General features: G+C 56.5%; 23 protein-coding genes. 12 read left to right on the forward strand and 11 right to left on the reverse strand.

What is annotated here, in order from left to right:
- Positions 1-3 precede the first annotated feature (3 nt).
- The 5 genes from sufC to ldtE all read left to right on the forward strand — a co-directional run bounded on the left by sufC (position 4) and on the right by ldtE (position 4755).
- Positions 4-750: a Fe-S cluster assembly ATPase SufC gene (sufC, locus tag PUP35_RS08945; RefSeq protein WP_127730507.1), complete on the forward strand. Its 747-nt coding sequence runs from the start codon at positions 4-6 to the stop codon at positions 748-750.
- On the forward strand, positions 725-1996 hold the full coding sequence (gene sufD / locus PUP35_RS08950; RefSeq protein WP_127730509.1) for a Fe-S cluster assembly protein SufD: 1272 nt from the start codon (positions 725-727) through the stop codon (positions 1994-1996). The genes sufC and sufD overlap by 26 nt, the downstream gene beginning before the upstream one ends.
- Positions 1993-3213 (forward strand): cysteine desulfurase SufS, encoded by a 1221-nt coding sequence (sufS, locus tag PUP35_RS08955; RefSeq protein WP_111965636.1) that lies wholly within the window; start codon positions 1993-1995, stop codon positions 3211-3213. Before sufD ends, sufS begins: the two co-directional genes overlap by 4 nt.
- Before the next feature lie 14 nt (positions 3214-3227).
- The gene (gene sufE / locus PUP35_RS08960) at positions 3228-3644 is read left to right on the forward strand and encodes a cysteine desulfuration protein SufE (RefSeq protein ID WP_115874847.1); all 417 of its coding nucleotides are present in this window, start codon (positions 3228-3230) and stop codon (positions 3642-3644) included.
- 97 nt (positions 3645-3741) lie between these two features.
- A complete protein-coding gene (gene ldtE / locus PUP35_RS08965; RefSeq protein WP_115874848.1) occupies positions 3742-4755 on the forward strand; it encodes a L,D-transpeptidase LdtE in 1014 nt (337 codons plus the stop codon).
- A 60-nt stretch (positions 4756-4815) separates the two neighbouring features.
- Here ldtE and lpp read toward each other — a convergent pair whose 3' ends face one another.
- The 5 genes from lpp to PUP35_RS08985 form a co-directional block, all read right to left on the reverse strand.
- Positions 4816-5052: a murein lipoprotein Lpp gene (lpp, locus tag PUP35_RS08970; RefSeq protein WP_010430241.1), complete on the reverse strand. Its 237-nt coding sequence runs from the start codon at positions 5050-5052 to the stop codon at positions 4816-4818.
- 309 nt (positions 5053-5361) lie between these two features.
- On the reverse strand, positions 5362-6783 hold the full coding sequence (gene pykF, locus PUP35_RS08975; protein ID WP_115874849.1) for a pyruvate kinase PykF: 1422 nt from the start codon (positions 6781-6783) through the stop codon (positions 5362-5364).
- A 7-nt stretch (positions 6784-6790) separates the two neighbouring features.
- A complete protein-coding gene (gene ynhH / locus PUP35_RS21975) occupies positions 6791-7087 on the reverse strand; it encodes a protein YnhH (RefSeq protein WP_420889903.1) in 297 nt (98 codons plus the stop codon).
- A 73-nt stretch (positions 7088-7160) separates the two neighbouring features.
- Positions 7161-8306, reverse strand: a complete 1146-nt coding sequence (locus PUP35_RS08980; protein ID WP_127732769.1) for a trans-sulfuration enzyme family protein — start codon at positions 8304-8306, stop codon at positions 7161-7163.
- Positions 8307-8317: 11 nt separating this feature from the next.
- The gene (locus tag PUP35_RS08985; RefSeq protein WP_271367728.1) at positions 8318-9688 is read right to left on the reverse strand and encodes a cystathionine beta-synthase; all 1371 of its coding nucleotides are present in this window, start codon (positions 9686-9688) and stop codon (positions 8318-8320) included.
- A gap of 400 nt (positions 9689-10088) precedes the next feature.
- On the opposite strand from PUP35_RS08985, the gene PUP35_RS08990 reads away from it, so the two are divergent.
- The 4 genes from PUP35_RS08990 to fumD all read left to right on the forward strand — a co-directional run bounded on the left by PUP35_RS08990 (position 10089) and on the right by fumD (position 12928).
- Positions 10089-11111, forward strand: a complete 1023-nt coding sequence (locus PUP35_RS08990; protein ID WP_045910313.1) for a methionine ABC transporter ATP-binding protein — start codon at positions 10089-10091, stop codon at positions 11109-11111.
- Complete coding sequence (locus PUP35_RS08995) at positions 11104-11772, forward strand: methionine ABC transporter permease (RefSeq protein ID WP_008500617.1); 669 nt, start codon at positions 11104-11106, stop codon at positions 11770-11772. The genes PUP35_RS08990 and PUP35_RS08995 overlap by 8 nt, the downstream gene beginning before the upstream one ends.
- A 23-nt stretch (positions 11773-11795) precedes the next feature.
- Positions 11796-12608 (forward strand): MetQ/NlpA family ABC transporter substrate-binding protein, encoded by an 813-nt coding sequence (locus PUP35_RS09000; RefSeq protein ID WP_008500616.1) that lies wholly within the window; start codon positions 11796-11798, stop codon positions 12606-12608.
- Positions 12609-12718: 110 nt separating this feature from the next.
- Positions 12719-12928: a fumarate hydratase FumD gene (fumD, locus tag PUP35_RS09005; protein ID WP_008500615.1), complete on the forward strand. Its 210-nt coding sequence runs from the start codon at positions 12719-12721 to the stop codon at positions 12926-12928.
- Here the strand turns inward: fumD and PUP35_RS09010 are convergent.
- Genes PUP35_RS09010 through PUP35_RS09025 form a run of 4 tightly spaced genes read right to left on the reverse strand, consistent with a single transcriptional unit; the run spans position 12909 to position 16003 of the window.
- Positions 12909-13595 carry an amino acid ABC transporter permease gene (locus tag PUP35_RS09010; RefSeq protein WP_149366739.1) on the reverse strand — a complete coding sequence of 229 codons (687 nt, stop codon included), beginning with the start codon at positions 13593-13595 and terminating at the stop codon, positions 12909-12911. The genes fumD and PUP35_RS09010 overlap by 20 nt on opposite strands.
- Complete coding sequence (locus PUP35_RS09015) at positions 13579-14355, reverse strand: amino acid ABC transporter permease (RefSeq protein ID WP_274242865.1); 777 nt, start codon at positions 14353-14355, stop codon at positions 13579-13581. Before PUP35_RS09015 ends, PUP35_RS09010 begins: the two co-directional genes overlap by 17 nt.
- A complete protein-coding gene (locus tag PUP35_RS09020; protein WP_274242868.1) occupies positions 14355-15170 on the reverse strand; it encodes an amino acid ABC transporter ATP-binding protein in 816 nt (271 codons plus the stop codon). Before PUP35_RS09020 ends, PUP35_RS09015 begins: the two co-directional genes overlap by 1 nt.
- Positions 15171-15172: 2 nt before the next feature.
- On the reverse strand, positions 15173-16003 hold the full coding sequence (locus PUP35_RS09025) for an ABC transporter substrate-binding protein (protein ID WP_181899764.1): 831 nt from the start codon (positions 16001-16003) through the stop codon (positions 15173-15175).
- A 245-nt stretch (positions 16004-16248) separates the two neighbouring features.
- Here PUP35_RS09025 and PUP35_RS09030 point away from each other — a divergent pair, with 245 nt between their 5' ends.
- The gene (locus PUP35_RS09030; protein WP_038419198.1) at positions 16249-16416 is read left to right on the forward strand and encodes a hypothetical protein; all 168 of its coding nucleotides are present in this window, start codon (positions 16249-16251) and stop codon (positions 16414-16416) included.
- Positions 16417-16510: 94 nt separating this feature from the next.
- Here the strand turns inward: PUP35_RS09030 and PUP35_RS09035 are convergent, their stop codons facing one another.
- A complete protein-coding gene (locus tag PUP35_RS09035) occupies positions 16511-16651 on the reverse strand; it encodes a hypothetical protein (protein ID WP_003857665.1) in 141 nt (46 codons plus the stop codon).
- A 125-nt stretch (positions 16652-16776) separates the two neighbouring features.
- Here PUP35_RS09035 and PUP35_RS09040 point away from each other — a divergent pair, with 125 nt between their 5' ends.
- Positions 16777-17559: an MBL fold metallo-hydrolase gene (locus tag PUP35_RS09040; RefSeq protein WP_274242874.1), complete on the forward strand. Its 783-nt coding sequence runs from the start codon at positions 16777-16779 to the stop codon at positions 17557-17559.
- Between the two features lie 72 nt (positions 17560-17631).
- Positions 17632-18267 carry a carbonic anhydrase gene (locus tag PUP35_RS09045; RefSeq protein WP_109844381.1) on the forward strand — a complete coding sequence of 212 codons (636 nt, stop codon included), beginning with the start codon at positions 17632-17634 and terminating at the stop codon, positions 18265-18267.
- Positions 18268-18295: 28 nt separating this feature from the next.
- Here PUP35_RS09045 and PUP35_RS09050 read toward each other — a convergent pair whose 3' ends face one another.
- Positions 18296-19891: an FAD-NAD(P)-binding protein gene (locus tag PUP35_RS09050; protein WP_115874856.1), complete on the reverse strand. Its 1596-nt coding sequence runs from the start codon at positions 19889-19891 to the stop codon at positions 18296-18298.
- Positions 19892-19914 lie beyond the last annotated feature (23 nt).

Below are 19914 nucleotides of genomic sequence, written 5' to 3' on the forward strand. Positions count from 1 at the left end.
CACATGTTAAGCATTAAAGATTTAAAGGTCAGCGTAGAAGACAAAGCCATCCTGCGTGGCCTCAATTTTGACGTCAAGCCGGGCGAAGTCCACGCCATCATGGGGCCGAACGGTTCCGGGAAAAGTACGCTTTCTGCCACGCTGGCCGGACGCGAAGATTATGAAGTAACCCACGGCTCGGTCGAGTTTAACGGCAAAAATCTGCTGGAGATGTCGCCGGAAGATCGTGCGGGAGAGGGCATTTTTATGGCCTTCCAGTACCCGGTCGAAATTCCGGGCGTCAGTAATCAGTTCTTCCTGCAAACTGCGCTCAACGCGGTGCGCAAATACCGTGGCCTGGAGGCGCTGGACCGCTTCGACTTCCAGGACCTGATGGAAGAGAAGATCAAGCTGCTGAAAATGCCGGAAGATCTGCTGACCCGCTCGGTGAACGTCGGTTTTTCCGGCGGCGAGAAAAAGCGTAACGACATTCTGCAGATGGCGGTGCTGGAGCCCGAGCTGTGCATTCTGGATGAGACCGACTCCGGTCTGGACATCGACGCCCTGAAGATTGTCGCTGACGGAGTGAACTCCCTGCGCGACGGCAAGCGTTCATTCATCATCGTCACCCACTATCAGCGCATTCTGGACTACATCAAGCCGGATTACGTTCACGTGCTTTATCAGGGGCGTATTGTCAAATCCGGTGATTTCACGCTGGTTAAACAACTGGAGGAGCAGGGCTATGGCTGGCTTACCGAACAGCAGTAATGCGCTCCAGCAGTGGCACCGGCTGTTTGAAGCCCAGGGCGGCACGCGCTCGGCGCAGGCGCAGCAGCATCTGCAGCAGATGCTGCGTCTTGGTCTGCCGACGCGTAAGCATGAGAACTGGAAATATACTCCGCTCGATGGCCTGCTAAACGCCGAGTTTGTGACTCGTCTGGCGGATCTCACCCCAGCACAGCGCGACGCGCTGGCCTTGCGTGTCGATGCCCTGCGCCTGGTGTTTGTCGACGGTCAGTTCCGTCCGGAGCTGAGCGACGCTCTTCAGGCGAGCGGATTTGAGATTGAGATAAACGACGATCGCCAGCCCCTGAGCGCCCCGGTTCAGCCTGAGGTTTTCCTGCACCTGACCGAGAGCCTGGCCCGCAGCGTGACGCACATCCACGTGAAGCGTAACCAGCGTCCGGCTAAGCCGCTGCTGCTGATGCACATCACTCAGGGTCTGGACGGCGACGAAATCAATACCGCGCACTATCGTCACCATCTTGAGCTGGCGGAGGGCGCCGAGGCCACGATCATCGAACATTACGTCAGCCTCAATGAGACGCGTCACTTTACCGGGTCGCGTCTGACGATGAACGTGGCGGCTAATGCCCAGCTACACCACATCAAGCTGGCGTTTGAGAATGCGCAGAGCCACCACTTTGCCCATAACGACATTGTCCTGGGCCAGGATGCGGCGGCGTACAGCCATAGCTTCCTGCTCGGCGGGTCGGTGCTGCGCCACAACACCAGCACGCAGCTTAACGGTGAAAACACCACGCTGCGCATCAACAGCCTGGCGATGCCGGTTAAATCTGAGGTGTGCGACACGCGCACGTGGCTGGAGCACAACAAAGGCTACTGCAACAGCCGCCAGCTGCACAAAACCATCGTGAGTGATAAAGGGCGAGCGGTGTTTAACGGTCTGATTAACGTGGCGCAGCACGCCATTAAAACCGACGGGCAGATGACCAACAACAATCTGCTGTTGGGCCGACTGGCGGAGGTGGACACCAAACCGCAGCTGGAGATCTACGCCGACGACGTGAAGTGCAGCCACGGTGCGACGGTCGGGCGAATCGACGACGAACAGATGTTCTACCTGCGTTCCCGCGGTATCGACCAGCAGGCGGCGCAGAAAATGATTATCTATGCGTTTGCCGCCGAACTGACGGAAGCGCTGCACGATGGTCAGTTAAAACAGCAGGTGCTGGCGCGTATCGGTCAGCGTCTGCCTGGAGGCGAAGCATGAGTTTTCCCGTTGAGAAAGTACGGGCAGATTTCCCGGTTCTGACCCGTGAAGTGAACGGTCTTCCTCTGGCCTATCTGGACAGCGCGGCCAGCGCGCAGAAGCCGAATCAAGTGGTGGATGCCGAAGCCGAGTTTTATCGCCACGGCTATGCCGCCGTGCATCGCGGTATTCATACCCTGAGCGCCGAGGCGACCCAGCGGATGGAAAACGTGCGCACGCAGCTTGCCGCTTTTCTTAACGCCCGCTCGCCGGAAGAGCTGGTCTTCGTGCGCGGAACCACCGAAGGGATCAACCTTGTCGCTAACAGCTGGGGCAACGCGCAGGTCCACGCGGGGGATAACATCATCATCACCCAGATGGAGCATCACGCCAATATCGTGCCGTGGCAGATGCTCTGCGAGCGCGTTGGTGCGCAATTGCGGGTCATTCCGCTCAACGTTGACGGGACGCTTCAGCTTGAGCAGCTCGATGCACTGCTGGATGGCCGCACGCGGCTGGTGGCGGTTACTCAGGTTTCCAACGTGCTAGGGACTGAAAACCCGGTGGCAGCGATTGTGGAAAAAGCCCGTCAGGCGGGCGCAAAGGTCCTGATTGACGGCGCCCAGGCAGTGATGCACCACGCGGTTGACGTTCAGGCGCTGGACTGTGATTTCTACGTCTTTTCAGGCCACAAGCTCTATGGGCCGACCGGGATAGGCGTGCTGTATGTAAAAGAAGACATTCTGCAGGCGATGCCGCCGTGGGAAGGGGGCGGGTCGATGATCGCCACCGTCAGCCTGACGGAAGGCACGACCTACGCGCGCGCGCCGTGGCGTTTTGAAGCGGGCACGCCCAACACCGGTGGGATTATCGGTCTGGGGGCGGCGGTCTCTTACGTCTCTGCCATCGGTCTTGATGCCATTCAGGAGTATGAACGGCTGCTGATGCACTATGCGCTTGCGGAGCTTGCCAGCGTGCCGGATTTGACCCTCTACGGGCCTGCCGATCGTCAGGGGGTGATCGCGTTCAATCTCGGGAAACACCACGCCTATGACGTGGGCAGTTTCCTTGATAACTACGGCGTGGCTGTCCGCACCGGGCACCACTGCGCCATGCCGCTGATGGCGTTTTACCAGGTGCCGGCAATGTGCCGCGCATCTCTGGTGATGTACAACACGACGGAAGAGGTCGACAGGCTGGTGGCGGGGCTTAAGCGCATTCACCAGCTGCTGGGTTAACGGAGAGGCAAACGATGGCAGAACTGCCGGACAGAGACAAATTGCTGCGCAACTTTGGGCGTTGCGCAAACTGGGAAGAGAAGTACCTTTATATCATCGAGCTGGGGCAGCGTCTGCCGCCGCTCGGTGAAGAGGCGCATAGCCCGGAAAATATTATTCAGGGCTGTCAGAGCCAGGTCTGGATTGTGATGACGCAGTCTGATGACGGCACGATAGAATTGCGCGGCGACAGCGATGCCGCCATTGTAAAAGGGCTTATTGCGGTCGTCTTTAGCCTTTATCAGCAGATGTCGGCGCAGGATATTGTCGCGTTCGATGTCCGCCCGTGGTTTGAAAAAATGGCCTTAACCCAACACCTCACCCCGTCCCGTTCTCAGGGACTGGAAGCGATGATTCGCGCCATCCGCGCCAAAGCTGCAATCCTTAGCTAGACTTACAGAACAGCATTCATTCTGTTTCGCGAGGTGGTTCCCGCCTCGCTGGTTTTTCAGCTTTCTGGCGTTCTGTCAGTGAATAAGGAATCTCAGCATGAAGCGCGCGTCTCTCATAACTCTATTACTCCTCAGTTCGCTCGGTGCCCTTAATTCGGCCCGCGCGATGGACTATCCGTTGCCGCCCGCAGGCAGTCGTCTGATTGGGCAAAATCAAACCTACACGATACAGGAAGGGGATAATAAGCTGCAGACCATCGCCCGTCGGTTTAATACGGCGGCGCAGGTGATCCTGGAAACCAACAATACCATTGCGCCGGTTAACCCTGCGCCGGGAACCGTCATTACCATTCCGTCGCAAATGCTGTTGCCGGATACGCCGCGCGAGGGGATTGTGGTGAATCTCGCTGAGCTTCGGCTCTACTACTTCCCGCCGGGGCAAAACATTGTTCAGGTTTTCCCGCTGGGTATCGGACAGCTGGGGCTGGAAACGCCGGTGACGACCACGCGGGTGAGCCAGAAGATCCCTAATCCCACCTGGACGCCCACGCCGGGCATCAGAGCACGTTCTCTGGAGCAGGGCATCAAATTGCCTCCGGTGGTTCCTGCCGGGCCAAATAACCCCCTGGGACGCTTCGCGCTGCGTTTAGGCGTGGGGAATGGGGAATATCTTATCCACGGCACCAGCGCGCCGGACAGCGTCGGCCTGCGGGTCAGCTCCGGCTGTATGCGGATGAACGCCCCGGACATTAAGGCCCTGTTCGAACAGGTGCGGGTGGGCACGCGGGTGCAGATTATTAATGAACCCGTGAAATTCTCCGTTGAGCCGGATGGTAAACGCTATATTGAAGTCCACCGTCCGCTTGCGCAGGTAGAAGGGGAGAATCCGCAGGTCTCGCCCATTACCCATTCCGCTGACTTTGCGACCTTTGTTTCTCAGGCGGGAAGCGATAAGGCGCTGATTGATAAAGCCCTGTCACGTCGCGCCGGGATCCCGGTTATCGTGTCGTCCGGTAGCGGCCCGTCAGCCAGCAATAGCGTGTTGTCGGTGCAGAACAGCCGGGTATCTGCTGCGGTAGCGGAAGATGAAGGAGAGAAGGTGACGCAGTAGCCGTTTGACGCAGGCAAAAAAAATGGCGCACAATGTGCGCCATTTTATTAACAGGTACTATTACTTACGGTATTTAGTAGCCTGGTTGTCCAGACGCTGGTTAGCGCGAGCTGCGTCGTCTTTAGCAGCCTGAACGTCGGAACGGATTGCGTTCACGTCGTTGCTCAGCTGGTCAACTTTAGCGTTCAGAGTCTGAACGTCAGAAGACAGCTGATCGATTTTAGCGTTGCTGGAGCAACCAGCCAGCAGAGTAGAACCCAGGATTACCGCGCCCAGTACCAGTTTAGTACGATTCATTATTAATACCCTCTAGATTGAGTTAATCTCCATGTAGCGTTACAAGTATTACACAAAGTTTTTTGGGTTGAGAATATTTTTTTGATGGGAATACACCTATTTTTGATCGTTCGCTCAAAGAAGCATCGAATCAGCCCTTTTCGGGCAAAAATCTAAGGAAAAAAAGGCATTTATCATCGGATTCATCTTAGATAATTCGCAATTAAATAGAAAAACCCGATTTGCATTTTGAATGCGTTTGGCTAATGCCAGGAATAAAAAAAGCGCCCGGAGGGCGCTTTTTATCCAAATTAATTCGTTCAGGAATTATTACAGCACGTGAACAGATGCGGTATTGGTAGTGCCGCTTGGTACCAGTGCGCCAGAAACCATGACCACAACGTCACCTTTCTGTGCCAGACCACGATCAACCAGCTCCAGAGCCACTTCTTTACCCAGACGGTAGAAATCATCCGTAGACGCGATCTCTTTCACCAGGTGTGGGATCACGCCTTTGCTCAGCACCAGCTGACGGGCAGTGGTTTCGTTGGTGGTCAGCGCCAGGATAGTCGCATCCGGGAAGTATTTACGCACGGCGCGAGCAGATTTACCGCCCTGGGTGGCAACCACGATCAGTGGGGCTTCCAGTTTCTCAGCCGTTTCTACCGCACCGCGGCATACCGCTTCGGTGATGCGCAGCTTGCGGCTGTCGTTGTTGTAGTCCAGACGGCTTTTCATCACGCGGTCGGTACGTTCGCAGATGGTGGCCATGATGGACACCGCTTCCAGCGGATATTTACCTTTGGCGGATTCACCGGACAGCATAACCGCATCAGTACCGTCGAGGATGGCGTTTGCCACGTCGCCTGCTTCAGCGCGGGTAGGGCGTGGGTTTTTGATCATGGAGTCCAGCATCTGCGTTGCGGTGATAACCACTTTACGCGCGCGCACGCATTTCTCGATCATCATCTTCTGCGCGAAGATCACTTCTTCAACCGGGATTTCTACACCCAGGTCGCCACGTGCAACCATGATGCCGTCAGACGCTTCGAGGATTTCGTCGAAGTTGTTCAGGCCTTCCTGGTTTTCAATTTTGGAGATGATCTGGATCTTCTCACCGCCGTGCGCTTTCAGGTGCTCACGAATTTCAACTACGTCAGAACGCTTACGGATGAAGGATGCCGCAACAAAGTCAACGCCTTGTTCGCAACCGAAGATCAGGTCCTGTTTGTCTTTTTCAGCCAGCGCTGGCAGTGCGATAGAGACGCCTGGCAGGTTAACGCCTTTGTTTTCGCCCAGGTCGCCGTTGTTCAGCACTTTACAGATAACCTTGTTGCCTTCGATCGCGGTGACTTCCATACCGATCAGACCATCGTCTACCAGCACGGTGTTACCGACGGACAGGTCGTTGGTGAAGCCTTCATAGGTCACTGCAACGATTTCGCTGTTGCCGACAACGGATTTGTCGGTGGTGAAGGTGAAGGTCTGGCCTGCTTTCAGAGAGACATCGTTACCGCCTTCCAGTTTGATAGTACGGATTTCTGGACCTTTGGTATCCAGCAGGATCGCGGCTTTTTTACCGGTCTTGCTCATCACGTTGCGCAAGTTCTGGATACGCTGACCGTGTTCTGCGTAGTCACCGTGGGAGAAGTTCAGACGCATCACGTTCATGCCGGCATCCAGCATTTTGCTCAGCATCTCTTCAGATTCGGTTTTCGGGCCGATAGTACAAACAATTTTCGTCTTTTTCATGACAGTCTTAGTCTTTAAGTTGGGAAGGATATGGAAATCTCGCTCCGGGGGCGCACCGCCGCGGAGTCAAACCTGTGTTGCAAAAGAGTATATGACACGCACTAAGGATAGGAGACATCAAATGAGCGTGCAGAAGAAAGTGTGCCTGAGTGACAGCCCAACGAAGGAGAGGAGAAGTTGTACGTTGTTTTTTGTATTCCAAGCGCTGAAACCATTCACCAGGGATTAGGCGCGCATTATACGCTGATTTGAAGATAAAAGGAAAATGGAAACGGTGTTTCAGAAATAATCTGTGCAGTTTCACATAATATTGTTATCAATGCGTTAAGCCATGATGACAACTTGTGGCGGCAGGTGAGGGACCTGCCGCATTTTGCTTATTTTTGCAGCGCCTGGCTGAGGTCGGCAATCAGGTCTTTGGGATCTTCAATCCCGACTGACAGGCGGATCAGCTGCGGCACAATGCCGTTTGCCAGGCGTTGCTCGAGCGGAATCGACGCGTGGGTCATGCTGTAAGGCTGGCTCACCAGACTTTCCACGCCGCCCAGGCTCTCCGCGAGGGTGAACAACTTCAGGTTGCGAATCACCTCGGCGGCGCGTTGCGCATCGCCTTTTACCACGACGGAAATCATGCCACCGGGCAGGGCCATCTGGGTGCGGGCAAGCTGATATTGCGGATGCGACTCCAGGCCGGGATAGAACACCTTTTCGACCAGAGGGTGTTGCTCCAGCCATTGCGCAATCGCCAGCGCGTTGGTGCTGTGCTTTTCGACCCTCAGCGCGAGCGTGCGAATACCGCGCAGCGTCAGGAAACTGCTGAACGGATCCAGAACGCCGCCCACCGCGTTTTGCAGATAGCCCAGCTTGTCCGCCAGTTCCTTGTTATCCCCGACAATCGCCAGCCCGGCGACCACGTCAGAGTGGCCGTTAAGGTATTTGGTGGCGGAGTGCACCACGATATCGAAACCCGACTCCAGCGGACGGTGGATCACCGGCGACGCGAAGGTGTTATCCGCCACGCTGATGACGTTATGACGACGGGCGATTGCCGCGATGGCCGCCAGATCCGCCAGCTTCAGCAGCGGGTTGGTCGGCGTCTCGACCCACACCATTCGCGTATCCGGGCGGATGGCGGCCTCGAGCCCGGCGAGGTCGTCCGGTTTAACCCAGCTGACCTGCAGGCCGGTGCTGCGCTTGCGCACGTTTTCGATCAGGCGGTACGTCCCGCCGTAAACGTCATCAATGGCAACGATATGGCTGTCTTTATCCAGCAGTTCGAGCACCGTGGAGATGGCCGCCAGACCGGAGGCGAAGGCGTAGCCGCGCGCGCCGCCCTCCAGTTCGGCGATCGCGGTTTCCAGCGCGTGGCGGGTAGGGTTGCCGCTGCGCGAATACTCATAGCCGGTATGCTCGCCGGGTGACGGTTGCGCAAACGTCGAGGTGGCGTAAATCGGCGGCATGACGGCGCCGTGCTGGTCGTTGAACTCGCCGCTGTGGACGCTCAGGGTAGCCAGGTTTTTCATCATCTGTTCCTTTATTGCTGAAGACGGTTGCGCCAGGCGGTCAGAACGTCGCTGCGCGTAATCAGACCGAGAAAACGGTCGTTGTCATTAATGACGGCCACCAGGCCGCGGTCGAAGATGGCGTGCAGGGCGCTTTCCGGGGCGTGTTTATCAAGAAACTCCACCTGACGCGTCATGGCTGCCGTCACCGGCAGCGCGAAGCGATCGCCGTCGCCGCCGATATGCCGCAGGAGATCCCACTCGTCGATAATGCCGACCACCTTGCCGTTCTCCAGCACCGGCAGCTGGGAGATGTCATACAGACGCATGCGTGCCAGAACGGTGGAAAGCGTGTCGTCCGGGGCCGCGGTAACGGTGGCGCCTTCATCGTGGCGCAGGGCGATGTAGTCAGAGAGGTCGCCGGCCTGAGGACGCGTGATGAGCCCCTGCTGTCGCATCCAGTCGTCGTTGAACATCTTCGAGAGATATTTATTGCCGCTGTCGCAGGCGAAGGTCACCACGCGCTTCGGCGTGGTCTGCGCCTGGCAATACTTCAGCGCGGCCGCCAGCAGCGTGCCGCTGGAGGAACCCGCCAGAATGCCCTCCGTTTTCAGCAGCTCGCGCGCGGTGGTGAAGGCTTCGCGGTCGGTGATGCGCCAGGCGCGATTCACCCCTTCAATGTGGGCCAGCGGCGGAATAAAGTCTTCACCAATTCCCTCAACCAGCCAGGAGCCCGCGTCGTGGTAGCGTCCGGTTTCCACCTGGTCGGCCAGAACGGATCCGGCCGGGTCTGCCAGGACAAATTCAGTATGCGGAGAGTGCTCGGCGAACCACGCCTGCAGGCCGCCCAGCGTGCCGCCTGAGCCGACGCCCACGACGATGGCGTCGATCCGGCCGTCAAGCTGTTCATACAGTTCCGGCGCCGTGGTGGTGCGGTGCGCCAGCGGGTTGGCTTCGTTGTTGAACTGGTCGATGTAAAACGCGCCGGGCAGCTCACTGGCCAGGCGCTGGGCGTAATCCTGGTAATAGGCCGGGTGGCCCTTATTGACGTCGGAGCGGGTCAGCACCACCTGGGCACCCAGCGCGCGCAGGTGGAAAATCTTCTCGCGGCTCATTTTGTCCGGCACCACCAGAATCAGCGAGTAGCCTTTCTGGGCGGCGATCAGGGCCAGGCCGAGACCGGTATTGCCCGCCGTAGCCTCAATTATCGTGCCGCCAGGCTTCAGCCTACCGGTACGTTCCGCTTCGTTAATCATTGACAGCGCAACGCGATCCTTAATCGAACCGCCCGGGTTCTGGTTTTCCAGCTTCAGAAAGAGCGAGCAGGGACCGGTATCAAGCTTATGCAGCTGGATCAGCGGGGTACGACCAATCAGTTCGGTGACGGAGTGATAAATCGTCATGATGTTTTCCTTTCTGGATGTCATGACGGGATGATAGGGCGGTGAAATTTTCTCAATAAAGAACCATTCACTGCCGTTTAGAACAGAAAGGAATATAAATGCCATTTCTGGATGGCAGGACAGCAAGACGTAAAGTTGTCTGGATGTGAGGATGGCTATATCGGGATAAAATGCTGCAAAAATGACCGTTTTTTGCGCCCGTCCGCCAGCAGATATGCATCCGGCAGATAATCATTGCTGAAATTGGTCTAAATGCTTCCCACCCGGTAAATCCGCTGTTTATTTCGGAAAGTTATAACACATTCTTTTTTGTTCATTTAAAAGCGGGTAACGGCTGTTTACTATCGTTTGGACATCCATACTGCTAAACCGCCACGGGCGGCACGGATAATGAATAAGAATGATTGTACTGAGCAATATTTCGAAGGTTTTTGACAACGGAAAGGTGGCACTCACAGCCGTTGATAACGTCAATTTGACGATAGCACAGGGACAGATATACGGGATCATTGGTTACAGCGGCGCAGGTAAAAGTACGCTTATCCGCCTGCTCAACGGGCTGGAAAAACCGAGCAGCGGCAGCGTAACCATCAACGGGCAGAACATTTCTGCCGCAAAAGGTGAAGCGCTGCGCCAGGCGCGTCTGAAGATCAGCATGGTGTTTCAGCACTTTAACCTGCTGTGGTCGCGCACGGTCAGCGAGAATATTGCGTTCTCGATGCAAATTGCCGGCGTACCGAAAGCCGAAATTAAGGCCCGCGTGGCCGAGCTTATTGAACTCGTTGGCCTGAAAGGCCGCGAGCATGCCTATCCGTCGCAGCTGAGCGGTGGTCAAAAGCAGCGCGTGGGTATTGCGCGTGCGCTGGCTAATCGCCCGGATGTGCTGCTCTGCGATGAAGCCACCTCCGCGCTTGACCCGCAGACCACCGATCAGATCCTCGATCTGCTGCTGGATATTAACCGCCGCTTTAAGCTGACCATCGTGCTCATCACGCACGAGATGCACGTGGTGCGCAAAATCTGCGACCGCGTGGCGGTAATGGAGAACGGTAAGGTGGTGGAAGAGGGAGACGTGCTGAGCGTCTTTACCCATCCGCAGCAGCCGATTACGCAGCAGTTTGTGCGTCAGGTGAGCCAGTACGCTGAAGAAGAAACGTTCAATACCGAACTGGCAAACGATCTGGAAGGGACGGTCATCAGGCTGACCTTTACCGGGCACAGCACGCATAAGCCGATTGTGGGCGAACTGACGCTGCGCTACGGCCTGCCGTTTAACATCCTGCACGGAAAAATGACCCAAACCGCTCACGGCGTGTTTGGTCAACTCTGGGTGCACGTCGTGGCATCTGACGAACAACTGAACAATATCCTCGCCGACCTGCAGCACAGCGATATTGAAGGCGAGGTGATTAAACATGGCTGAGAATCTCTTTCCGCACCTCAAGTGGGATCAGCTCTGGGCGGCGACGCTTGAGACGCTGTACATGACCGCGCTGTCCGGCGTGGCGACCTTTGTGCTGGGCATCGTGCTGGGTCTGGCGCTGTTTTTAACCGCGCGCGGCGGTCTGTTCCATAACCGCACGGTCTACAGCGTGATTTCGATCGTGGTGAACGTGTTCCGCTCGATTCCGTTCATCATTTTGATTGTGCTGCTGATCCCGTTCACCAAGACCGTCGTCGGCACCATTCTTGGCGCCAACGCGGCGCTGCCGGCCCTGATAGTGGGTGCCGCACCGTTCTACGCACGCCTGGTGGAGATCGCCCTGCGTGAAGTGGATAAAGGCGTGATTGAAGCGACGCGCTCGATGGGCGCACGACTGAGCACGCTCGTGTTTCGGGTTTTACTGCCGGAATCATCACCCGCACTGGTATCAGGTATTACGGTGACGCTGATTGCGCTGGTGAGCTACAGCGCAATGGCGGGGGTGATTGGCGCCGGTGGTTTGGGAAATCTGGCTTATCTGGAAGGATTCCAGCGCAACCATGGTGACGTCACGCTGGTGGCAACGGTGACCATTCTGATCATCGTTTTCATTATCCAGTTCTGCGGCGATGTCATTACTTCACTGTTAGATAAACGCTAATAAATACACACAGGAACCACATCATGAAAAAGACACTGACACTGATCGCCGCAGCAACCCTGAGCGCCCTGAGCTTCGCCTCCTGGGCCGACACCCTGACCGTGGGCGCGTCCAACACGCCGCATGCGGAAATTCTGGAGCAGGCAAAGCCGATTCTGGCGAAGCAGGGTATCGACCTGGAGATTAAACCGTTCCAGGACTACATTCTGCCGAATACCGCGCTGGCGGGTCATGACATCGACGCGAACTATTTCCAGCATATTCCTTACCTGAACAGCGTGCTGAAAGATCATGCGGGCGATAAGGACTACGATTTTGTCAGTGCGGGCGCGATCCACATTGAGCCAATCGGCATCTACTCCAAAAAATACAAGTCGCTGAAAGACCTGCCGGAAGGCGGCAAGATCATCATGCGTGACGCGGTTTCTGAAGAGGGGCGTATTCTTTCCATCTTCGAGAAAGAGGGCGTGATCAAGCTGAAGCCGGGCATCGATAAAGTGACCGCGCGCATCAGCGACATCGTCGAGAACCCGAAAAAGCTGAAGTTCACGCCTAACGTTGAAGCGTCTCTGCTGCCGCAGATGTACAACAACAACGAAGGCGATGCGGTGGTGATCAACGCCAACTACGCGATTGACGCCGGTCTGGATCCGGTTCACGACCCGATTGCCGTTGAGAGCGGTGAAAACAACCCGTACGCCAACATCATTACCGTGCATCGCGGTGACGAGAAGAAGAAAGATATCGTCGCGCTGGTGAACGTGCTGCACTCGAAAGAGATTCAGGACTGGATTCGCACCAAGTACAAAGGCGCGGTTATTCCTGTAAACAACTAATTTACTGATTTTACTGATGAAGCCCGGCGAGTCTATCGCCGGGCTTCTTTTTTGTATCCGGCTGGAGAATCATTTAAGCTCAACGTTTAAAAGGCAATGGAGTGATGACGATGGGTAACGTGACCAAAGATGAAGCGCTGTACCAGGAGATGTGCCGGGTGGTCGGAAAGGTGGTGCTCGAGATGCGTGATTTAGGGCAGGAGCCAAAGCATATTGTCATTGCCGGGGTACTGCGTACCGCGCTGGCGAACCAGCGCGTTAAACGCAGTGAATTGACAACCGAAGCAATGGAAACGGTGGTTAAAGCGCTGGCCGGGTAAGGCGCCAGCGCTTCGCAAGCTGCTCGAGCGAGCAGCAGAGCAGGTAGTAAACCACGCCCGTAAAGATAAAAATGGCCGCCGGGTAGATTTGCACCCGGTTGTTGACCTGTCCCGCCACCGTGGTCAGCTCCGGGACGTTCACGATAAACGCCAGCGACGTATCCTTCAGCAGGCTGATAAAAATCCCCACCAGCGACGGCAGAATATTCCTCAGCGCCTGCGGCAGCAGCACGCGCAACAGGGTTTGTTGGGTGCTGAAGCCCTGAGACAGCGCCGCCTCGTACTGCCCGGTCGGCAGCGCGCTCAGCCCGGCCAGCACCGAGTGCATCACGGTGGCCGCCGTAAACCAGGCCAGCGCCAGCATGACGGTCAGCGCCCCGGGCAGATCGCCCCCGGTGATGAGCGGCAGGAGATACCACATCCAGAAAATCACGAAGATAAGCGGGATACCGCGAATCAGTTCTGCCCATAAAAAGAGGACTTTTCGCACGAGCCCGGTAAAGCGCCAGGCCAGGCACGCGAGCAGTATCCCTCCGGGCAGAGCGATAACCGCAGCGCCTGCTGCCATCATTAACGAAAGCAGTACGCCTCCCGGTTCACCCGTTGCCGCGCGTCCCCACAGCAGATAATCGAGGTTATCGGTGATGACATTAAGTCCGGCAATCATGTTTTTTACTCCCTGCGATGACGACGTTCGGGCGTTTACGTTTCGCCTGCGGCCCAAGGCGGACCAACACCATTCCCATGACCAGACCGGTCAGCAGATAGAGCACGGTACCGAGGGTAAACGCCTCCAGCGCGTGCGCGTTATAGCTTTCGATCTGCCTGACCTGATAGGTGAGCTCGGCGAAGCCAATCCCGCTGGCGAGCGAGGAGAGCTTCATCAGATTGAGATACTGGCCCACAACGGGCTGCCAGGCGTTGGCCAGGCCCTGCGGCAGAAGGATGAAGCGAAACAAGCGCCACGCGGAGAATCCCTGGGCGAGCGCCGCCTCCCGCTGCCCGGCGGGCACGGAACGCAATCCTGCTTCCACCTCTTCGATTAAAAACGCCGAGGTAAAAACGCCCAACCCCCAGGCAGAGCATAAAAATTCGGGCGTAAACCACCAGACGTCGCCGGGCAGAATCGACCAGCTGTGATCGGCGTTGACCGCGTCACGAAACGCCTGCGGCAGCCCGTTCCAGGCGGCAAAATACCAGAACAGTAGCTGCACCAGCAGCGGGGTATTGCGAAAGAGTGATACCCAGCCGCTGACGATCGCTTTCCCGACGCGTCCCCCGGACAGGCGCAGGAGCATAAAGAGCAGTGCGAGCAGGCTGGCCAGCGCGATCCCCGCCAGCGTCACCCACAGGGTGGTGAGGAATCCGGAGAGTATCCACTGCAGAGGCTGTCCGGTCAGTACCCCCTGCCAGTCGAGCGCGGGCATTACAGATGCTCCTGATGCAGCGGGTTGAGCACCTTTTGCAGGAAGCGCTGCGCGCGCGGATGCGCTGGCTGGCTGAAAAACTGCGCCGGCGGCGCGGTTTCCAGAATTTGCCCGCCGTCGATAAAGACAATCCGGTCGGCGATTTCCCGGGCAAACTGCATCTCATGGGTCACCACGATCATCGTGATCCCGCTGTGGGCGAGGGCTTTCATCACGAACAGCACTTCACCAATCATCTCCGGATCCAGCGCGGAGGTGGGTTCATCAAACAGAATGATTTGCGGTGAAGAGGCGAGGGCGCGGGCTATCGCCACGCGCTGCTGCTGCCCGCCGGAAAGCTCTGCCGGGTAATGGTGGGCCTTTTCCAGCATCCCGACTTTCTCCAGCAGGGCCAGCGCACGCTCCTGAGCAGGATGCGGCTTCCAGCCGTGAACGTGCTCCAGTGCCAGGGTGATGTTCTGGCTGGCGGTGAGATGGGCGTAAAGATTGAACTGCTGGAACACAAACCCCACGCGGCTTCGCAGCTGACGCAGCCCGGTACCGGAGAGCTTTCCGGTAGGCTTGTTGTCGACCAGAATCTCCCCGCCGCTCAGGGTTTCAAGCTGGTTGATAAGACGGATCAGGGTGGATTTACCGGAGCCTGAAGGGCCGAGGATGGCAACCACTTCACCGGGCGTGATGGTGAGGTTAATGTCGTTTAAAACCTGATGGTCACCGTAGCGTTTGTCCACATGACGAAACTCGACGCTGGCCTGTTCCAGATGTGAAAAATCCGCGGCACCGGCCGCGGAGTGTGAAAATAAACCTGAGAGCATAATTACCTGGCTTCTATTTTAAAGGCGCGCGGCTGTGGAGCAGGGGTGCCAGGACCAAACCAGACATCATAGATTTTTGCCGCCTGACCGGTCTTCTCGAGATTAACCAGTTCGTCGTTAACGGCCTTCAGCAGCGCCGTTTCACCTTTCTTCACCCCCACGCCAATCTCTTCTTTACTGAGCAGGTCGGGCAGGATTTTGAAATTGGCTTTGTCCGGCGCCTGCGCCAGCAGGCCGGCCAGAATGGTGCTGTCCTGGGTAATGGCCTGGACGTTGCCATTGCGCAGTGCGGTCAACGCCAGCGGGATGTCGTCATAAGAGAGGACGCGGGACTGCGGGAAACGCTGGTGCAGCGCCTGCTCGCCCGTCGTTCCTTTGACTGCGCCAATGCGCGCCCGGCTATAGTCATCAAGCTTGTCCGGTGATTTTGCCGGAACGAGGAACTGCTGGCCGGTAACGAAGTAAGGCGTAGAAAAATCAATGACCTGTGCGCGTTCCGGGGTGATGGTGATATCCGCCACGATCAGGTCGGCTTTGCCGGACTGCAGCAGCGGAATGCGGTTGGCCGGATTGGTGGCAACCAGTTCAAGCTTCACGCCGAGCGATTTTGCCAGCGCTTTGGCAAAGTCCACGTCATAACCCACGATCTCATGCGTTTTTGCATCAATCGAGCCAAACGGCGGGTTGGCGTCAAACGTGGCCACTTTCACCACCCCTGCTGCCTTAATATCCGCCAGCTGATCGGCCTGTGCCTGAGCTGAAAGCAGGCTCCCCGCCGCCAGTAATCCCAGAACCAGTGTCCGTTTGGTAAACCCTTTCATATTTGCTGCCATAGTCATTCGCCATCCCGTTGTTTTTGTTTTACCCCGTTACGCTCCCATAAGGGAAAGCTATCGCCAAATAAGAAATCGTTCTTTGCTATGAGCAAAAAAGCATTAGTGAACAAGGTGTTAATGAAGCGTGAAAAGGACGGGGTGCTATTTGCAGATCCTGCACATAGACAGTGGATTTTGGTATTTCCCCTGCACGGGATTTGGGTGCTTAACTGAGGTCAGACACGGCGAGAGAGGGTAAGACGATGAAAAAGTGGATCAGCACGTTACGGCGGTTTTTTGCGGCCCGGCCAGCGAATGCGGAGAACAGCGCGCAACGTGTTCTTGAGTCGATACTGCCTGTCGCCAGCCTGTATGGCGTAGACGTTGCCAACATTGACCCGGAGTGGTTCCATGATAAAACGTCACGCTGAACTGCGCCGCACGCGCGAAACCTACTGGAACGAGGTGTGCGTGACGTTTAACGAGTGAAATAAAAAAAGCACCGGTTTCCCGGTGCTTTTTTTATTAGATCTTGCAGGCGTCGCCGCAGTCGTCGTCGGCGACAATCGCCTGCGCTTTTTTGTCTGCATCGTCCAGACGTTCCGCATTACGCTCTTCTGCTTCATCCAGACCGTTAAAGACTAAGTTATCGAGATCAATTTCCATGTTGCACCTGCTCTGTTCAGTTTTCGATACTGGCACAGTATAGGGCAAAAAAAGCCAGCAATGTACCTCGCAGCACATAAGGATAATCCCTGCCATACTCAGTGCTTTATCGCTGAGGAGAGCACATGATTACACTCTGTAAAACCTGTGGAACCGCCTACGATACGCAGCCGGACAGATGCCCGATTTGTGAGGATGAACGCCAGTATGTACCCATCACGGGGCAGGCGTGGACCGATCTCGATACCATCACCGCGGCGCACAGCAACAAATGGCAGCAGCTGGAGCCGCGATTATTCGGTATCAAAACGGTTCCTGCGTTTGCGATTAACCAGCGGGCGCTGCTCCTGCAAACGCCCCACGGCAATATCCTCTGGGACTGCATCGCCAACCTCGATCCCGCAACCCAAACCCTCATCGCCGCCCTTGGCGGCATCAGCGCGATTGCGATTTCACATCCGCACTATTACACCACGATGCAGGAGTGGGCTGCGGCGTTTGACGCGCCGGTGTACCTGCACGCCAGCGACAAAGAGTGGGTCATGCGCGACAGCCCTGCCATTGATTTCTGGGAGGGGGATACGCTGGAGATTTTCCCGTCGGTTACCCTGCTGCGTCTGGGTGGGCATTTTGCCGGGGGAACGGTGCTGCACTGGCAGGAGGGGGACGGGGTATTGCTGGTTGGCGATATTCTGCAGGTCACGCCGGGTAAAGACGCCGTCTCGTTTATGTGGAGCTACCCGAATTATCTCCCGCTGCCGGCCCGAACGGTGGCGTCGGTGGTGAGTCATCTCGAAGGCAAAACCTTTGAACGTCTTTACGGCGCGTTCGAAGGGCAGAACATCCTGACCAGTGCGGACGAGATCGTGCAGCGGTCGGGCCAGAAATATATTGCTTGTCTGAAGTAAACCACGATGGGTAAACTTTACGAGTGTGATCTCGATCATGCCTAAACTAAAACAGATAAAAGAGACATTGCTATGCAACATATCATTGAAGGTTTTCTCAGCTTTCAAAAAGAGATTTTCCCGCAACGTAAAGAACTCTTCCGCAGTTTAGCGTCCAGCCAGAATCCCAAAGCGCTGTTCATCTCATGCTCCGACAGCCGTCTGGTCCCGGAACTGGTCACCCAGCAAGAGCCAGGACAACTCTTTGTCATTCGTAATGCTGGCAACATCGTGCCGCCGTTCGGACCGGAGCCTGGCGGCGTGTCCGCAACCATCGAATACGCCGTGGTGGCGCTGGGCGTCACGGATATCGTGATTTGTGGTCACTCCAACTGTGGCGCAATGAAGGCGATTGCCGATAACGCGAACCTGGAGCCGATGCCTGCGGTGTCACACTGGCTGCGCTATTCCGACGCGGCGAAAGCCGTGGTTGAGAAGAAAACCTGGGATAAGCCGATCGATAAGGTCAATGCGATGGTGCAGGAAAACGTCTTTGCGCAGCTGAGCAACATCAAGACCCATCCGTCCGTTGCGGTGGGCCTGCGTAATAACTCCATCCGACTGCACGGCTGGGTGTACGATATTGAAAGCGGCGAAATCCTCGCGCTGGATAAAGCGACGAAAAGTTTCGTTTCGCTGTCGGAAAACCCGGAAGTCTTCTTCGAGTAATTACCGACAGCAGGGCATGGAAGCCCTGTCAGATCTCAATATACGGTAACCTTCTCCGCGATCCCGACGCGGGTTTTTCAGCCGCCTTCGCCATCGCTTCTGCAATCTCAGCACATTCCGCCAGCCCCTGAACGAAGGGACGGTCGTGCATCAGCCACGGTATCGCGCCGAAGGCGATGCGTCCGCGCACGATGTCAGGCGCTTTTAAGGTGTAATCCTCGCCGATATCGGGTATCCGATCTCCCGTTGCTTCCAGCTGTTTTCGCAGCGTCGGGAAGGGCAGATCTTTCGTTTTGAGCGGCTTTTGTCCGCGTGCGTCAATAAATACGTCGAAACGATAGACGGTCTCTTTTGTGGTTATCACCGTTCGATCGCTGCCAACGTCGAGCGTGTAGTCGTCACCGAGCGCGGCCACGCTGATGATGCCGGCTTCGCGAAGTGCGAGCAGCCTGCGGATAGACTGCGGAGGAATGGCGGCATAATTGTCGATAAATACCCGAGCCAGCCCCTGACTGAAGCGTTCACCGTCTTGCTCATCGAGATGGGGGACGATCTCCTGAACCACTTCATGCAGCCGAAGCACGGTATAGCGCCAGGCCACGGTACGGCGTTCCCGTTTGTTGCGTTCAACCTCGTTGAGATTCTCTTCCGCCCAGGTAAAGGGGCCGTGGCGTTTACGATCCTCAAACCAGGCCTCACGAATAGTGTCCGCATTCAGCGTATGCAGAGACATTTTCTCGCACCACGCCGGATCGGCAAGCTGAAGCTCTTTGACCATCAGGGCAAAAATGCGGTCAAGCAGGCCATCCGGTCCTTTGGCTATCTCGCTTTCCACCACGAATTCGGTCAAAACCGACAGCGGTTCGTAAGGAATAGGGCAGTAAAAATCGGCTTCCGGCAGAATGCCCGTCCGGGACATCAGCGTAATGTGTAACCCTTCGCTGCCGTTGTCGAGGATGAATTTACCGTCACGAAACTCACCGTGCTGCATCACCACCGCCATAGCCGCGTCGAGACCGCTCAACGAGGTGCCCATAATGCCCACGCGGCAAGGGGGAATGCTGGCGTCCATCAGACCGGACCACGGGCTTGGGAAGAACGTGCGCGTGGCTTCATCCTCGTCTGGCCAGACGTGGCCGGTGGCGATAACCGCCAGGTCGAATTTATCCGGTAGGGCGCGGTCGTTGACCGAAATCGTCACGCCGGTTGTCGAAGGGGTGATGTCGGTGACCTTCGCTGATTCATGGATCTCAACCTGGAACCCCAGCTTTTTCGCCTCTTTTACGATTGATCGAAAGCTGTCGCGAAAATACTCCCCCAGCAGGATCCTAGGCAGGAACTGCCGATCGTGCAGGCTGGCTTTATCAACCTTAAAACGCGACAGATGGGCGTCGCTCTGTTCCTTGAGCCAGTCGAGGTAGGTCATAAAAATGGGCGGGATTTCAATGCTCGCAATGTTCGCCAGCATCAGCCGGGAATTATCGTCGTCGTTATAGGGCATACCCACGCCGGCTTCATCGGCCTGTTCGAAAACGGAAACGGAGAGCGGCGTGCTGTTCTTAAGCAGGTGATAAAAGGTGTAAATCCCTGTGGGGCCGGAGCCGATAATCGCGATCTTCTTCATCAACACGTTTCCTGTGTTTTTTT

It is taken from the genome of Enterobacter sp. S-33, from assembly GCF_028735835.1.
GTDB lineage: Bacteria > Pseudomonadota > Gammaproteobacteria > Enterobacterales > Enterobacteriaceae > Enterobacter > Enterobacter vonholyi.

Excerpts from the sequence above, each read along its gene's own strand:
- PUP35_RS08995 (WP_008500617.1), top strand. The coding sequence starts at position 11,104 with ATGGCTGAGAATCTCTTTCCGCACCTCAAGTGGGATCAGCTCTGGGCG.
- PUP35_RS09020 (WP_274242868.1), bottom strand. The coding sequence starts at position 15,170 with ATGCTCTCAGGTTTATTTTCACACTCCGCGGCCGGTGCCGCGGATTTT.
- PUP35_RS09035 (WP_003857665.1), bottom strand. The coding sequence starts at position 16,651 with ATGGAAATTGATCTCGATAACTTAGTCTTTAACGGTCTGGATGAAGCA.
- PUP35_RS08985 (WP_271367728.1), bottom strand. The coding sequence starts at position 9,688 with ATGACGATTTATCACTCCGTCACCGAACTGATTGGTCGTACCCCGCTG.
- pykF (WP_115874849.1), bottom strand. The coding sequence starts at position 6,783 with ATGAAAAAGACGAAAATTGTTTGTACTATCGGCCCGAAAACCGAATCT.
- PUP35_RS09040 (WP_274242874.1), top strand. The coding sequence starts at position 16,777 with ATGATTACACTCTGTAAAACCTGTGGAACCGCCTACGATACGCAGCCG.
- ldtE (WP_115874848.1), top strand. The coding sequence starts at position 3,742 with ATGAAGCGCGCGTCTCTCATAACTCTATTACTCCTCAGTTCGCTCGGT.
- PUP35_RS09050 (WP_115874856.1), bottom strand. The coding sequence starts at position 19,891 with ATGAAGAAGATCGCGATTATCGGCTCCGGCCCCACAGGGATTTACACC.
- PUP35_RS09000 (WP_008500616.1), top strand. The coding sequence starts at position 11,796 with ATGAAAAAGACACTGACACTGATCGCCGCAGCAACCCTGAGCGCCCTG.
- PUP35_RS09010 (WP_149366739.1), bottom strand. The coding sequence starts at position 13,595 with ATGATTGCCGGACTTAATGTCATCACCGATAACCTCGATTATCTGCTG.
- lpp (WP_010430241.1), bottom strand. The coding sequence starts at position 5,052 with ATGAATCGTACTAAACTGGTACTGGGCGCGGTAATCCTGGGTTCTACT.
- PUP35_RS09015 (WP_274242865.1), bottom strand. The coding sequence starts at position 14,355 with ATGCCCGCGCTCGACTGGCAGGGGGTACTGACCGGACAGCCTCTGCAG.
- sufE (WP_115874847.1), top strand. The coding sequence starts at position 3,228 with ATGGCAGAACTGCCGGACAGAGACAAATTGCTGCGCAACTTTGGGCGT.
- PUP35_RS08990 (WP_045910313.1), top strand. The coding sequence starts at position 10,089 with ATGATTGTACTGAGCAATATTTCGAAGGTTTTTGACAACGGAAAGGTG.
- sufC (WP_127730507.1), top strand. The coding sequence starts at position 4 with ATGTTAAGCATTAAAGATTTAAAGGTCAGCGTAGAAGACAAAGCCATC.
- fumD (WP_008500615.1), top strand. The coding sequence starts at position 12,719 with ATGGGTAACGTGACCAAAGATGAAGCGCTGTACCAGGAGATGTGCCGG.
- PUP35_RS09025 (WP_181899764.1), bottom strand. The coding sequence starts at position 16,003 with ATGGCAGCAAATATGAAAGGGTTTACCAAACGGACACTGGTTCTGGGA.
- sufD (WP_127730509.1), top strand. The coding sequence starts at position 725 with ATGGCTGGCTTACCGAACAGCAGTAATGCGCTCCAGCAGTGGCACCGG.
- PUP35_RS09030 (WP_038419198.1), top strand. The coding sequence starts at position 16,249 with ATGAAAAAGTGGATCAGCACGTTACGGCGGTTTTTTGCGGCCCGGCCA.
- PUP35_RS09045 (WP_109844381.1), top strand. The coding sequence starts at position 17,632 with ATGCAACATATCATTGAAGGTTTTCTCAGCTTTCAAAAAGAGATTTTC.
- PUP35_RS08980 (WP_127732769.1), bottom strand. The coding sequence starts at position 8,306 with ATGAAAAACCTGGCTACCCTGAGCGTCCACAGCGGCGAGTTCAACGAC.
- sufS (WP_111965636.1), top strand. The coding sequence starts at position 1,993 with ATGAGTTTTCCCGTTGAGAAAGTACGGGCAGATTTCCCGGTTCTGACC.